This window comes from Flavobacterium sp. DG2-3 (assembly GCF_030730925.1).
Lineage (GTDB): Bacteria > Bacteroidota > Bacteroidia > Flavobacteriales > Flavobacteriaceae > Flavobacterium.
This window is the reverse complement of sequence record NZ_JAVAMB010000005.1, coordinates 234476-247235: the sequence shown is the minus strand read 5'-3', so window position 1 is coordinate 247235 and position 12760 is coordinate 234476. Positions and strand designations below refer to the sequence as shown.

Below are 12760 nucleotides of genomic sequence, written 5' to 3'. Positions count from 1 at the left end.
AACGCAATAAACTCTAAATCAAAATAACATGCTTAAAACAGATATACTAATCATCGGTTCTGGTATTTCGGGATTATTTTTTGCCATGAAAACAGCAAAAAAACGCCCTGATTTATCCATTGTTATAATGACGAAAGAAACAGCCAAAAACACCAATACAAGGCTGGCTCAAGGCGGTATTGCTGTGGTAACAGAAAATTTAAATGACAGTTTTAACCAGCATATTGAAGATACACTTAAATCTGGAGGAGGTTTATGCGATGAAGAAATTGTCAAAATGGTTATCAGCCAAGCGCCAGAGAGACTGAATGAATTGCTTGAAATAGGAACTTCTTTCGACAAAACCGAAGACGGACAATGGGATTTAGGCTTAGAAGGCGGACATTCACAACACAGAATATTACATCATAAAGATAGCTCCGGACAGGAAATTGAGCGTAAACTGCTCAAAATGATTAAAAAGATGCCCAACATTGAACTTTTAGAAAATCATATGGTCATCGATATCAATACCGAAACAAAAAAAGCTAAAACTACTTGTACCGGAGCTTTTTTTTATGAAAAAAAATACAATCGCATTAAATACATCAGAACCCGAACTGTTGTTCTAAGTACGGGCGGATGCGGACAGCTTTTTGAAAATACGACAAATCCAAAAATAGCAACTGGAGACGGACTAGCAATGGCAGCGCGTGCGGGAGCCGAAATTGCTGATATGCAATATATTCAGTTTCATCCAACTGCTTTATATACAGGAAAAGAAAATCAGCTGTTTTTAATTTCAGAAGCCGTTAGAGGTTTTGGCGCGCATGTTGTCAATGAAAAAGGAAAAAGATTTTTATTTAAATACGATTTACGCGGCGAACTCGCAACACGAGATATTGTTTCAAACGCTATTAGCAAAGAACTTCAATTGAGTTCAAAAGATCATGTGTACTTAGACTGCAGACATTTGGATCACGAAGCTTTTTCACAACATTTTCCTATTATTACTGCCCATTGTAACCATTTAGGAATTTATCCAGAAAAAGATCTGATTCCAATTGTTCCTGCGGCGCATTATCAGTGCGGCGGTATACGTGTAGACCAAAATGGCGTAACAACAATTAAAAATCTTTATGCTATTGGCGAATGTGCCAGAACAGGACTTCATGGAAAAAACCGCTTGGCATCCAATTCCCTTCTCGAAGCTTTAGTATTTGCGCATCAAGCTTCAGAAAATGTAGATAAAACTATTGCAGAATTTCTTTTTTCATCGAAAATATTAATTCCAAAATTTCCAAAAGCAGAACAAACCGATGATTATCATGCTTTTGAAATACTAAAGAAGGAATTGCAAAAATTGGTGACTGCTTTTTATACCAGTGAAGAACGTGATGCCAATTTGGCTTTCGAAAAAATAAAATCACTGCATAATCATGCTATTTCGCTTATAGAAAAACATGAAATTACGATTCCGTTTATAGAATTTTCGAATATGATTGCCGCTTCATTACTTATAGTTAAACAATGTAAAGCTTCGGCAAACAAACAAATGTGCTGAAACCAAAATTAATCTATACCCCTACCACTATGAAACTAACAAGCAATACCACAATTGGTGAAATCGTAGCAGACGATTTCAAAACAGCGGCCATTTTTACAAAACTGCATATTGATTTTTGCTGCAAAGGACATCGCACAATCGAAGAAGTCTGTAGAAAAAGAGATATTGAAGAAAGTGTTTTAATTGAACATATAGAAAAAGCAAGAAACGGTTCTGCCAATCAGTCTTTTGATTATAAAAGCTGGACTGCAGACATGATAGCAGATTATATTACTAAAATCCATCATAGATATGTTGAAGAAAAATCCCCAATAATTCTTCAATATTTAGATAAATTATGCGGTGTTCACGGTGCGATCCATCCGGAGTTGCACGAGATTCATACTATTTTTTCAAAATCGTATTTGGATCTGACAGCTCACATGAAAAGAGAAGAGTTGGTTGTTTTTCCTTTCATCAAAAAAATGAAAATCGCCCACAGTAAAGGTACAGAACTGGAAACACCGCCTTTTTTATCTATAGAAAATCCAATTGCCACATTAAAAGACGACCATGTTACCGAAGGAGAACGTTTTAGAAGAATTGCAGCGTTAAGCAACAATTATATTCCGCCTATTGATTCATGTAATACTTATAAAGCAGCATTTGCCATGCTCGAAGAATTTGATAAAGATTTGAAAAAACATATTCATTTGGAAAACAATATTTTATTCCCAAAAGCAATTGAGCTTGAAAAAGCATTTGAAAAAGTATCTTAACGGACTTTGTGCAAAATTAAACGCAAAGAACCCGAAGGTTTACACAAAGAACGCGAGGCTCTTTTTAAGATTATTAATACTGAAAAGTTCGCAAAGCTTTAATTGAAATAAAGTTTGTGTAGACAAAGCTTTGCGAACTTAAAATAAAGATTCTGCTCAGTTTCTTTATAAAATAAGTTTGCGGACTTTGCGGTAAAAAAAAAAGACCCCAAAGAAAAAACAACTTGAAACCTGTCATAAATAATGGAAAAATATGTAATCAAACGCAATGGAGAGTATAAGCCTTTTGAAGGTTATAAAATTCAGGATGCTATCCAGAAAGCCTTTCAAAGCGTTAATCAGCCAGTAGACAAGAGAATCTTTAAAGTTGTTCTTGCTGGTCTTGAGGCAAAATATTCGTGGCCAGTCGAAGAAATTCAGGACATAATAGAAAGAGTGCTCTTTGAGAATGGGTATTTTCAAGTGATGCGTTCGTTTATAATTTATCGCCATACGCGAAAATTGCAACGAGAACATATTAATGGTTTAAACGACGACACCACTTATATAGACAGTACGCAAACTGTCGAAGAATACATCAATCAGTCAGATTGGAGAATTAATGCGAATGCAAATATTTCGTATTCAAATGCTGGTTTAGTCAGTAATACTGCAGGAAAAATTATTGCCAATTATTGGCTTGATAAAATTTATAATAAAGAAGAAGGTTCTGCTCATAGGAATGGCGACATACACATTCATGATTTGGATTGTCTTACCGGATACTGCGCTGGTTGGAGCTTGCGTGTGCTATTAAATGAAGGTTTTAATGGCGTGCGTGGCCGTGTCGAGAGCAGACCTCCTTCTCATTTTAGAGAAGCATTAGGGCAAATGGCTAATTTCTTGGGAATTTTGCAAAGCGAATGGGCAGGCGCTCAAGCTTTCAGTTCTTTCGACACCTATTTGGCTCCCTATGTTTTTAAAGATCAGCTTACTTATGATGAGGTTTTAAAAGCCATTAGAAGTTTTGTCTACAATCTAAATGTGCCAGCGCGTTGGGGCCAGTCCCCTTTTACGAATATTACTCTGGACTGGAATGTTCCAGAAGATCTAAAAGAACAGATTCCGACTCGAAACGATCAGCATTTATTTTTAAATAGCACTAATGAAAATCTTCTTATGGAAGCTGAGAAAAGAGGTGCGTCTAAATTGATAGATTTAAAATATGCCGATTTTCAAATCGAAATGAATCTTATCAATAAGGCCTATTATACGATCATGACTGAAGGAGATGCCAACGGGCAGCCGTTTACTTTTCCAATTCCGACAGTAAATATTACAGAAGATTTTGACTGGCAAGGAGAAAATGTCGATTTATTATTTGAAAATACAGCCAAAATTGGTTCGTCTTATTTCCAGAATTTTATCGGAAGCCAATATATTTTGGATGAAAATGGCAATCGTATCGAAAATCCAGATGCTTATAAACCAAATGCTGTACGAAGCATGTGCTGCCGTTTACAGCTCGATTTGCGAGAATTGTTAAAACGAGGAAACGGCCTTTTTGGAAGTGCCGAGATGACGGGAAGTATTGGCGTTGTTACCATCAATATGGCGCGTTTGGGATATTTTCACAAAGGGAATATTATCAGCCTATTTCAACATTTAGATGAATTATTGCAAATTGCAAAATCGACCTTAGAGAAGAAAAGAACCTTTATACAGCAAATGTACGACCGCGGACTCTATCCGTACACGCAGCGTTATTTGAAACATTTTAGAAACCATTTTTCTACAATTGGCGTAAACGGAATGAATGAAATGGTTTTGAACTTTTCTGAAGGAAAGCAGAATATCACTTCAAATTCAGGAATTCATTTTGCTACAGAAATTCTGGATCACATTCGATTGCGAATGAAAGAATTTCAAGAAGAAACAGGAAATCTATACAATCTTGAAGCGACTCCGGCAGAAGGAACAACCTATCGTTTTGCTAAAGAAGACAAAAAACGTTTTCCTGAGATTCTGCAAGCGGGACAAAATGAAAATATTTACTATACCAATAGTTCACAAATTCCGGTAGATCATACCGACGATCCTTTTGAAGCCTTATTGCTTCAAGACGAATTGCAATGTAAATATACTGGCGGTACAGTTTTACATCTTTACATGAGAGAAAAAATAAGCAGTCCTGAAGCCTGTAAAAACTTCGTAAAAAAAGTTTTAACCAATTTTAAACTGCCTTACATAACGGTAACTCCAGTTTTCAGCATCTGCCCTATTCACGGCTATCTGAACGGAGAACATGAATATTGTCCAAAATGCGACGAAATTTTACTCAATACAAACAATCAAAAACACTTGGCTTATGAAAACGAAAACGCATAAAGTTCTAGAAGAAAACAAATCCCAAAGAAGTAAATGTTTGGTTTACACACGTGTAATGGGATATCACAGACCTGTAGAAAGTTTTAATATTGGAAAAAAAGGTGAACACCAACAGCGTACGCATTTCGAAGAAACCATTATCTAGTAAAGGAATATTTAGCCTCACGCCTTTTACTTTATTAGATTATCCGCACAAAACAGCCTGCATAGTGTGGTTTGCGGGCTGTAACATGCGGTGTTTGTACTGCTACAATCCAGATATTGTTTTAGGAAAAGGAAAGATAAGTTTTGACGATGTTCTTTCGTTTCTCAAAACCAGAAAAGGATTATTAGAAGGTGTGGTTTTAAGCGGTGGCGAATGCACTTTACACAAAAAAATAATTGCTTTTATAAAAGAAATCAAAGCAATGGAATTTGCGGTTAAAATAGATACCAACGGTTCCAATCCAAAAATATTGAACAGCCTGATTCATGATCAATTAATTGATTATGTCGCGTTAGATTATAAAAGTCTTCCTCATACCTTTGAAAAGCTAACGCAATCAGGCTTATTTTCTGAGTTTGAAGAAAGTCTCGAGATTTTAATTCGTTCGGATATTCCGTTTGAAGTCCGCACCACTTTTCATTCTTCTTTAATTACAGAAAGTGATTTTGTGAAAATGATTAAATATTTAGAAAAACAGAATTTTGAAGGAAATTATTATGTACAGCATTTCATGAATAATGTGCCAACGCTTTCAAAATTAGACGATTCGAATAAAAAAATCCAGATCAAAGAGTTCTCAACTCCAAAAATAAAAGTTATTTTTAGAGAGTAACAAACTTAAAATGGTATTGAAGAATTTTTCATTCCGTAGGAATGTTTCATCGGTAGAATCATAGATTACACGTTCCAGAGGAACGTTTGACAGGCAAAAGAATTATTTGGATTCTATAAAACAGGTGTCCCTACGGGACACTTTCTCGAGTCGTAACATTGGCTTACCAACCAAACATTCCTACGGAATATAAAATTTATCGACTTTTAATTTGAAAATAAACGTATTATGACTTTACATCATTATGTACTTATAATTCATCTATTGGCAGCGACAATTTGGGTTGGCGGTCATTTGCTTTTAGCTATTTGTTATCTTCCGACAGCATTGAAAAAAAAAGATCCGCATATTATTTTAAATTTTGAAAAGAGATTCGAAAAACTCGGAATGTCTTCTCTCGCTTTATTAATTATAACTGGAATTTGGATGGCATACGATTTCGGCGTTACAGCAGAAACCTGGTTTCGTTTTTCTAGCGGATTTGAAAAAGTAGTTTCTATAAAACTGATTTTACTTCTTTGCACTTTTATTTGCGCGGTTATTGCACAGCTTTATATTATTCCAAAACTCAATATATACAATATCAAAAATATGGCCGTGATTATTTTAACTGTAACTTCAATAGGAGTTGCAATGCTTATTTTAGGATCAACACTGCGTTATGGTGGAATATAACTTTAAATTGAAGCGCTACACTTTTATTTAAATACGAATTAAGACATCATCCCTACAAGTATTGGTCCGAATGCTGTCAATAATATATTTGCTAATGCGTAAGGAATAGTGTAGCCCAAAACTGGAAATTTACTGCCTGATGCATCTTGAACTGCCTTTAATCCAATTGTTGATGTACCTGCACCTGTTTGCGCGCCAAGTAAGATTAAGGGATTTATTTTTAATATATACCTTCCAAAATATAGTCCGATGATGTGAGGGATTAGGGCAACAGCTACGCCAGCAAACAAAATACCAAAACCCGTTTCTTTAAGACCTGAAATAAAACTTGGACCGGCAGCTAGACCGACAAGTCCAATAAATGCGGCAAGACCAACGTTGTCAAATATCCATAGAGCAGGTTCCGGAATTCTGCCAAAAACTGGAGTTCTTGAATGCAGCCAGCCAAAAATCAATCCCATTACCAATGCACCACCGCTTGTTGTTAAAGTTACTGAAATTCCAAATAATGTTACCGACAGCAAACCTAAGAGTCCTCCAAGGACAATACCCAAACCAACAAAAATAATATCTGTCTCTGGGCTTAAACGATCGAGATAACCAATTTCTTTTGCAGCCTCTTCCAGTTTTGCAAATCTGCCCGAAAGATTCAAAATATCACCTCTGTTTAAAACCGTATTCGATTCAAGTGGTATTTCATGGTTTTCTCTAGTTATGCTGTTAAGCATTAATCCATGATAAAAACTGCTTTTTCGAAGAAACTTTACCGTTTTTCCTTCAATAGCCTCATTGGTTATGGTCACATCTAAATGTGCCAACGGAAAATTCAACAATTCTTCATCCAAGACTTCTGGTCCTATAGAAAAGAGGCTATCTAAAATGATTCCGTGCTGTGCCATAATAACCATGACATCATCTTCCTGAATGATTATATCGGGTTTCGAATCTAGCAATTGATCTTTACGGCGTATTCTCTGAACAACAATATTTTTGTTCGAAATTAATTTTTCAAAATCGCTTACACTGATTCCAATCCATTTCTCATTGGTAATTCTGTATGCCCGAATGATCCATCTCTGATAGGCACTCTTCATTCCTGGGCCATATTCCGTTTCTCCTGAAATGATTTCGGCCAGTTTATCACTTTCTTTAACTAAATCTACACCAAGCAATTTTGGAGCAATTCCAGTCAGGAAAAAAACAAAAGCTGCTGCTCCAACCAAATAAGTTACAGAATAAGCCACCGGAATGTTATTGATTAATCTTATTTTTTCTGCTTCATCAATATTTAAGTGGCTGATAGCATCTGAAGCAGTCCCAATTACAGTAGATTCAGAAAACGCTCCTGCTAATAATCCCGCTGCGGTTCCTACATCATAACCTAAAAAAACAGAAATAGAATAGGCTACTACTAGACACGATAAACAAATTACCAAAGTGAGCAATAATTGCGGAAAAGCATTTTTTTTAAAACCTTGAAAAAATTGAGGGCCTACTTTGTATCCTGTTGAAAAGAGAAAAAGATCAAAGAAAATGGTTTTTACAATATCAGGAATTTGAATATCCAACTGACCAATTAGCACTCCAGAGAATAAAGTTCCTAATACTACACCGATTTTAAATGTACCTATTTTAATGCGCCCGATTAAGAATCCAAGAGCCAAGCATAAAAAAAGCGCCAGTTCAGGATGTTCTCTAAGTATAGTTGTAAACATATTGCTTTATTTTCTGATAAATTTAATCAAAAAAAGAACGCACTACACCTAAAACACTTACAAACAATTAATTACGTTTTTATTTTTAAGTAATTTATCCGTAAACATTCAATCTTTGTTGATTACAGAAAATGATTTTATTTACTTTTCATTAAATATTCTTCAGCCATCTTTTTTGTTTTTTCATCTAAAAATTCCTTATCTATCATTAAAATGTCATACACATCAAAAGAAGCTCGTTTATAATTGTACTTATTTGACATTATTAAGGCGTAATATAAAAAACCACTAAACTTCTGTTCTCCAATGTAGTGAATGCCTTTTAATTCATTATAAGCTAAAGTATCTCCTTTATTTAGAACAAGATAATTCAAACTATCCATGAGTTTTTTATCATCTAATTTCCTTCTAAAATAACTTCCTGAATTATCTGAGGTTACAGCTACATCTTCATTCTTCTTATTACAAGAAATTAGCAAGAAAATAAAAATAATAATGTTCCATTTCATAAGTTGCTATTTTAAAATTTTAAAGCACTAATTAAAAACTATCTAAACCACTCACTAACCAATTTCCTATAAGTTTCACCAATTGGCAAAGCCATACCACTTTTCATTACAATCTGATTTCCATCAATTACTTTAATTTTATTTTTCGGAATAATATACGAACGATGAATTCTAATAAACTGGTTTGAAGGCAGTTTCTCCAGAATATCTTTCATGTTTTCTAAAGCCATAATTTTTTCGTCATTCGTATGAATTCGGATATAATCTCGCAAACCTTCGATATATAGAATATCTTCAACTGCAATTTTGTAATGCTTTCGGTCTGCTTTTACGAATAAGAAATCTTCGGAACTTTCATTTGTCTGAAAACTTTCCTGCCAGCGAATAAACTTCTCCACACTCTGATAAAACCGATTAAAAGTTATGGGTTTCAATAAATAATCAATTACATGAAACTGAAAGGCTTGCAAAGCATATTGCGGATACGCCGAAGTAATAATAAAATTATATTTCTGATTGAACATCTGCATCAATTCAATTCCAGTTAACTGTGGCATTTGAATATCAATAAAAATCAAATCAACCGATTCGGTGTTTAAAACTTCTATGGCTTTAAAAACATCACTGTCGGCGTATAAAACATTTAATCTAGAAATTTTAGAAGCGTAATCGGCAATTAGTTTTACAGCAAACGGTTCGTCGTCTAGAATAATGCAGTTTATTTTTTTATTCATTTCAAATCTATTTCAAGTTCGGCTGTAAAATGGCTTTGGTCGTTTTCTATTTTTAACTGATGTTTTTTAGGATAATGAATTTCAAGACGTTTTTGCAGATTATCCAAACCTATTCCGCCAAGACTGTCTTTTTTCTGTGTTCCGATTTTATTTTTTACTTTAAAATTCAATTGGTTTTCCCAAACTTTCAATTCAATATGTATCGGTTCGGCATTAGAAACTTCTCCGTGCTTTAAAGCATTTTCAACCAAAGGCGATAAAATATAAGGCGGGATTTCTTCAAATTCATTTTTTACTTCGACCTTAAAATCAACCAAAATAGTATCCTGATGTCTTAGTTCTTCGAGTTCAATATACGCTTTTATATAGTCAATTTCATCTGTCAATTTGATCTTTTCTTTCTGTGATTCGTAAGTTGTAAAACGCATAATTTGGCTCAGTTTATCAATTGCAGTCAATGACTTATCTGACTGAAAATAAACCATCGAGTAAATGTTATTTAAAGTATTAAATACAAAGTGCGGATTGATCTGTGCTTTCAAAAATTTGATTTCGGTATTCTTATTTTCTTCCAAAATTAATTGGTTGTATTCGAGAAGACGAATCGAATAAATGACAAACCAAAGAAGCGAACTCAAAATAATGGTCATACTGCTGTACTGAACATTATCTAACAAATAATTGATGAAATCTGGTTTAGTATAATTGATACGATCAAATAAAATTCCTGTAATAACCTGCTCGGTTATCCATCTCAAAAAAGTAAAAACCAAATACGAAATAAAGACACCGACGAACAGTTTTTTCCAACTGAAAGATTTAAAAACCTGTTTCATTACAAGTAAATAATGAAAATAGAAGGTTAAAATAAAAACAATAAAATAGGTCCAAATGAATAAATCAGGGACAACAAACTTGGTTTTAATCGCATTTTTCACGAAAGTGAAATAAAAAATTAAAAGCCAATAAATGATATGAATTATGAATTCGAGCTTTTTGGTTAAAGTGCCTTTATACATTCGGTTTGATTTTAAAACAAAGATATACATTCAGAAAAAAGCATTCGAACGGGTTTGCAGATTAATCGAAGGGGTTTGTCGATAAAAGTGGTTTTTGGGTTGTAAATGAAACAGTTTTGCCCTGTAATTAATTTTTAAACCATGAACAAAATCATTTTCATCTCCGTTTTATTTCTCTTTCAAATCCATGTATTTGCCCAACAGTTTTCTTTAAAAGGGAAAATTATCAACCAAAATAAAATGCCGTTGGAATTTGCCACAGCAACTTTATTAAAAGCAGATAAAACTTTGTATCAGCAAGCTTCGACAGATAGTTTAGGAAATTTTATTCTAAAAGCCGAAAAAGGAAATTATCAATTGATAATAGAACAATTCGGAACTGAATTCAGTAATAAACCCATTAAAATTGACCAAAATCTGGATTGGGGTGAATTGGAAGTTAAAGAACAAATTCAGCTTGATGGAGTGACAATCCAATCGAAAAAGAAACTCGTAGAACAAAAAGTAGATCGTTTGGTTTTTAATGTCGAAAACTCGGTAACAGCAACTGGCGGGACGGCTTTGGATGCCTTAAAATCTACTCCAACTGTGCGAGTTCAAAACGAAACGATTTCTATTGTTGGAAAAGGAGAAGTTCTGGTGATGATTGATGACCGTTTAAATAAAATGACGCAGGAAGATCTGGCTGCTTTTCTAAGGTCGATTCCGGCAGATAACATTAAAAGTATTGAAGTAGTTACAACGCCGCCGGCAAAATACGAAGCCGAAGGAAACAGCGGTTTAATCAATATTAAATTGAAAACTGCAAAAGCCAATTCGTGGAATGCAAATCTTGGAACTACTTACACGCAAAGAAGTTATGCAAGCGGAAACATAAACGGATTGTTTATTTACAATTACAATAAACTTTCGCTACAGGCTTCTATAAATAAAGGTACAGATCAGTTTCGAACGACTTCAGATAACAGAATTTATTATCCGAATGAAATTTGGAAACAGGATATTACAACCAAATCTAAAACCGATTTATTAAGCATTAGTTTTGGTGGAGATTATAAACTGACTGAAAAATGGACATCTGGAATTAAATATTTAGGAAGTTTTAATGACAGAAATTCATCTAATAATCCGTTGACGACTCGTTATAATACTTCGGGAGAAATCAATTCTTATATTTTGTCTGATGTGAATTCACAAAATAAACCGCAAATGAATTCGCTAAACTGGAATAATGCTTTTGTTTTAAATAATGAAGGGAAAAATATTACGGTAGATTTGGATTATTTCGATTATCAAAAAGACGATTCTCGCTCATTTTCGGGCAACGAAATGAACAATCAAAAAGAAAATATTCCGGGAACTTATTTTTCGTCAATCAGTTCTAACTTAAACCGATTAAAAAATTATTCGGCTAAAATCGATGTCGCACTTCCCTATTCCTGGGCGAATATTAGTTTTGGAGGAAAAGGATTTTATACGAATACGAAAAACAATTTAACCGTTTTTGATAACGAAACCGGAACTCCGATTTTAAACTCAAATTATTCTAATGTCTTCACTTACAAAGAATACAATCAGGCTTTGTATTTTTCTGCAAATAAAAAACTAAACGAAAAATGGGAAACGCAAATTGGAATAAGAGCCGAAGCAACACAAACAGAAGGTTATTCTGAAAATCTTAATCAGACTAATAAAAATAATTATTTAAAGTTATTTCCGACGGCTTATGTGACTTATAATGCAAACGATAACAATTCGTATTCTTTAAACTACAGCCGAAGAATCCGCAGACCCGATTTTGAATATCTAAATCCGTTCGTGATTAGAACAAGTCCGTTTTATTATTCTGAGGGAAATCCGTTTTTGAAACCTTCACTTATTGATAATCTGCAGTTTACGTATATCCGCAATCAAAAATGGGTGAATTCCGTTTACTTTTCTCAGGTTTCAGATTTCGGACAGGAATTAGCAATCATAAACCCAGAAACTAATATTACCAAAAGCACGCCGATTAATTATGCCAATACGTACCAAATCGGACTTTCAACTTATTACAATTCCAACAAATACAATTGGTGGAACAGCTATATGGGATTCAATTTAAATTATCAAAACGTAAAATCAAAAACGAATCTTATCGCTTCTGTAGACGGTTACAACGGCTATATTTATACGAATAACGATTTTACAATAAATCAGTCCAAAACACTTTTTCTAGGATTAAATTATGGTTTACAGCTTCCGGGGCGTTATCAGGTTTTTAATATTTCGACTTTGAATATTTTAGATTTTTCTGTGAAAGTTTTAGCTTTAAAAAAGAGCCTTTCGATTACTTTGACAGGAGAAGATTTATTGAATGCGCAAAAACCGTTGATTTCTTATTATTCAAACGGAATTAAAAATACGATGAAAAACTATGGAGATTCAAGAGGTTTTAGAATTGCTCTGAGTTACAAATTCGGAAATGAAAATGTAAAATCTAAAGAGAGAAATTTTGGAAATGAAGAGGAAAGGAATAGAGCAATTTAATTTCTCTGTTTTATTCTTTTAAAAAAAATCTCTTGAAAGGCTTATTTTTAAAGGCTTTTCAAGAGATTTTTATTTTATGGAAAAAATCAA

The 12760-nt window shown here is 33.8% G+C and carries 11 protein-coding genes; 7 read left to right on the top strand and 4 right to left on the bottom strand.

Features of this window, described 5'->3' with window-relative positions; all coding sequences use genetic code 11:
• Positions 1-28 precede the first annotated feature (28 nt).
• The 6 genes from nadB to Q9Q97_RS09780 all read left to right on the top strand — a co-directional run bounded on the left by nadB (position 29) and on the right by Q9Q97_RS09780 (position 6164).
• A complete protein-coding gene (nadB, locus tag Q9Q97_RS09805; protein WP_306156462.1) occupies positions 29-1543 on the top strand; it encodes an L-aspartate oxidase in 1515 nt (504 codons plus the stop codon).
• A gap of 29 nt (positions 1544-1572) precedes the next feature.
• On the top strand, positions 1573-2304 hold the full coding sequence (gene ric, locus Q9Q97_RS09800; protein ID WP_306156461.1) for an iron-sulfur cluster repair di-iron protein: 732 nt from the start codon (positions 1573-1575) through the stop codon (positions 2302-2304).
• A 243-nt stretch (positions 2305-2547) separates the two neighbouring features.
• Complete coding sequence (locus tag Q9Q97_RS09795; protein WP_306156459.1) at positions 2548-4671, top strand: ribonucleoside triphosphate reductase; 2124 nt, start codon at positions 2548-2550, stop codon at positions 4669-4671.
• Complete coding sequence (gene nrdD / locus Q9Q97_RS09790) at positions 4652-4816, top strand: anaerobic ribonucleoside-triphosphate reductase (RefSeq protein ID WP_306156457.1); 165 nt, start codon at positions 4652-4654, stop codon at positions 4814-4816. The genes Q9Q97_RS09795 and nrdD overlap by 20 nt, the downstream gene beginning before the upstream one ends.
• The gene (locus Q9Q97_RS09785) at positions 4773-5489 is read left to right on the top strand and encodes an anaerobic ribonucleoside-triphosphate reductase activating protein (RefSeq protein WP_306156455.1); all 717 of its coding nucleotides are present in this window, start codon (positions 4773-4775) and stop codon (positions 5487-5489) included. Before nrdD ends, Q9Q97_RS09785 begins: the two co-directional genes overlap by 44 nt.
• 228 nt (positions 5490-5717) lie before the next feature.
• The gene (locus Q9Q97_RS09780) at positions 5718-6164 is read left to right on the top strand and encodes a copper resistance protein CopD (RefSeq protein WP_306156453.1); all 447 of its coding nucleotides are present in this window, start codon (positions 5718-5720) and stop codon (positions 6162-6164) included.
• Between the two features lie 38 nt (positions 6165-6202).
• Here Q9Q97_RS09780 and aspT read toward each other — a convergent pair whose 3' ends face one another.
• The 4 genes from aspT to Q9Q97_RS09760 all read right to left on the bottom strand — a co-directional run bounded on the left by aspT (position 6203) and on the right by Q9Q97_RS09760 (position 10141).
• The gene (gene aspT / locus Q9Q97_RS09775; protein ID WP_306156451.1) at positions 6203-7879 is read right to left on the bottom strand and encodes an aspartate-alanine antiporter; all 1677 of its coding nucleotides are present in this window, start codon (positions 7877-7879) and stop codon (positions 6203-6205) included.
• Positions 7880-8016: 137 nt separating this feature from the next.
• On the bottom strand, positions 8017-8388 hold the full coding sequence (locus tag Q9Q97_RS09770; protein ID WP_306156449.1) for a hypothetical protein: 372 nt from the start codon (positions 8386-8388) through the stop codon (positions 8017-8019).
• A gap of 38 nt (positions 8389-8426) precedes the next feature.
• Positions 8427-9122, bottom strand: a complete 696-nt coding sequence (locus Q9Q97_RS09765) for a LytTR family DNA-binding domain-containing protein (protein ID WP_306156447.1) — start codon at positions 9120-9122, stop codon at positions 8427-8429.
• On the bottom strand, positions 9119-10141 hold the full coding sequence (locus Q9Q97_RS09760) for a sensor histidine kinase (protein WP_306156445.1): 1023 nt from the start codon (positions 10139-10141) through the stop codon (positions 9119-9121). The genes Q9Q97_RS09765 and Q9Q97_RS09760 overlap by 4 nt, the downstream gene beginning before the upstream one ends.
• 141 nt (positions 10142-10282) lie before the next feature.
• On the opposite strand from Q9Q97_RS09760, the gene Q9Q97_RS09755 reads away from it, so the two are divergent.
• The gene (locus Q9Q97_RS09755) at positions 10283-12670 is read left to right on the top strand and encodes an outer membrane beta-barrel family protein (RefSeq protein WP_306156443.1); all 2388 of its coding nucleotides are present in this window, start codon (positions 10283-10285) and stop codon (positions 12668-12670) included.
• Positions 12671-12760: the final 90 nt, after the last annotated feature.

Excerpts from the sequence above, each read along its gene's own strand:
- nadB (WP_306156462.1), top strand. The coding sequence starts at position 29 with ATGCTTAAAACAGATATACTAATCATCGGTTCTGGTATTTCGGGATTA.
- ric (WP_306156461.1), top strand. The coding sequence starts at position 1,573 with ATGAAACTAACAAGCAATACCACAATTGGTGAAATCGTAGCAGACGAT.
- Q9Q97_RS09795 (WP_306156459.1), top strand. The coding sequence starts at position 2,548 with ATGGAAAAATATGTAATCAAACGCAATGGAGAGTATAAGCCTTTTGAA.
- nrdD (WP_306156457.1), top strand. The coding sequence starts at position 4,652 with ATGAAAACGAAAACGCATAAAGTTCTAGAAGAAAACAAATCCCAAAGA.
- Q9Q97_RS09780 (WP_306156453.1), top strand. The coding sequence starts at position 5,718 with ATGACTTTACATCATTATGTACTTATAATTCATCTATTGGCAGCGACA.
- aspT (WP_306156451.1), bottom strand. The coding sequence starts at position 7,879 with ATGTTTACAACTATACTTAGAGAACATCCTGAACTGGCGCTTTTTTTA.
- Q9Q97_RS09770 (WP_306156449.1), bottom strand. The coding sequence starts at position 8,388 with ATGAAATGGAACATTATTATTTTTATTTTCTTGCTAATTTCTTGTAAT.
- Q9Q97_RS09765 (WP_306156447.1), bottom strand. The coding sequence starts at position 9,122 with ATGAATAAAAAAATAAACTGCATTATTCTAGACGACGAACCGTTTGCT.
- Q9Q97_RS09760 (WP_306156445.1), bottom strand. The coding sequence starts at position 10,141 with ATGTATAAAGGCACTTTAACCAAAAAGCTCGAATTCATAATTCATATC.
- Q9Q97_RS09755 (WP_306156443.1), top strand. The coding sequence starts at position 10,283 with ATGAACAAAATCATTTTCATCTCCGTTTTATTTCTCTTTCAAATCCAT.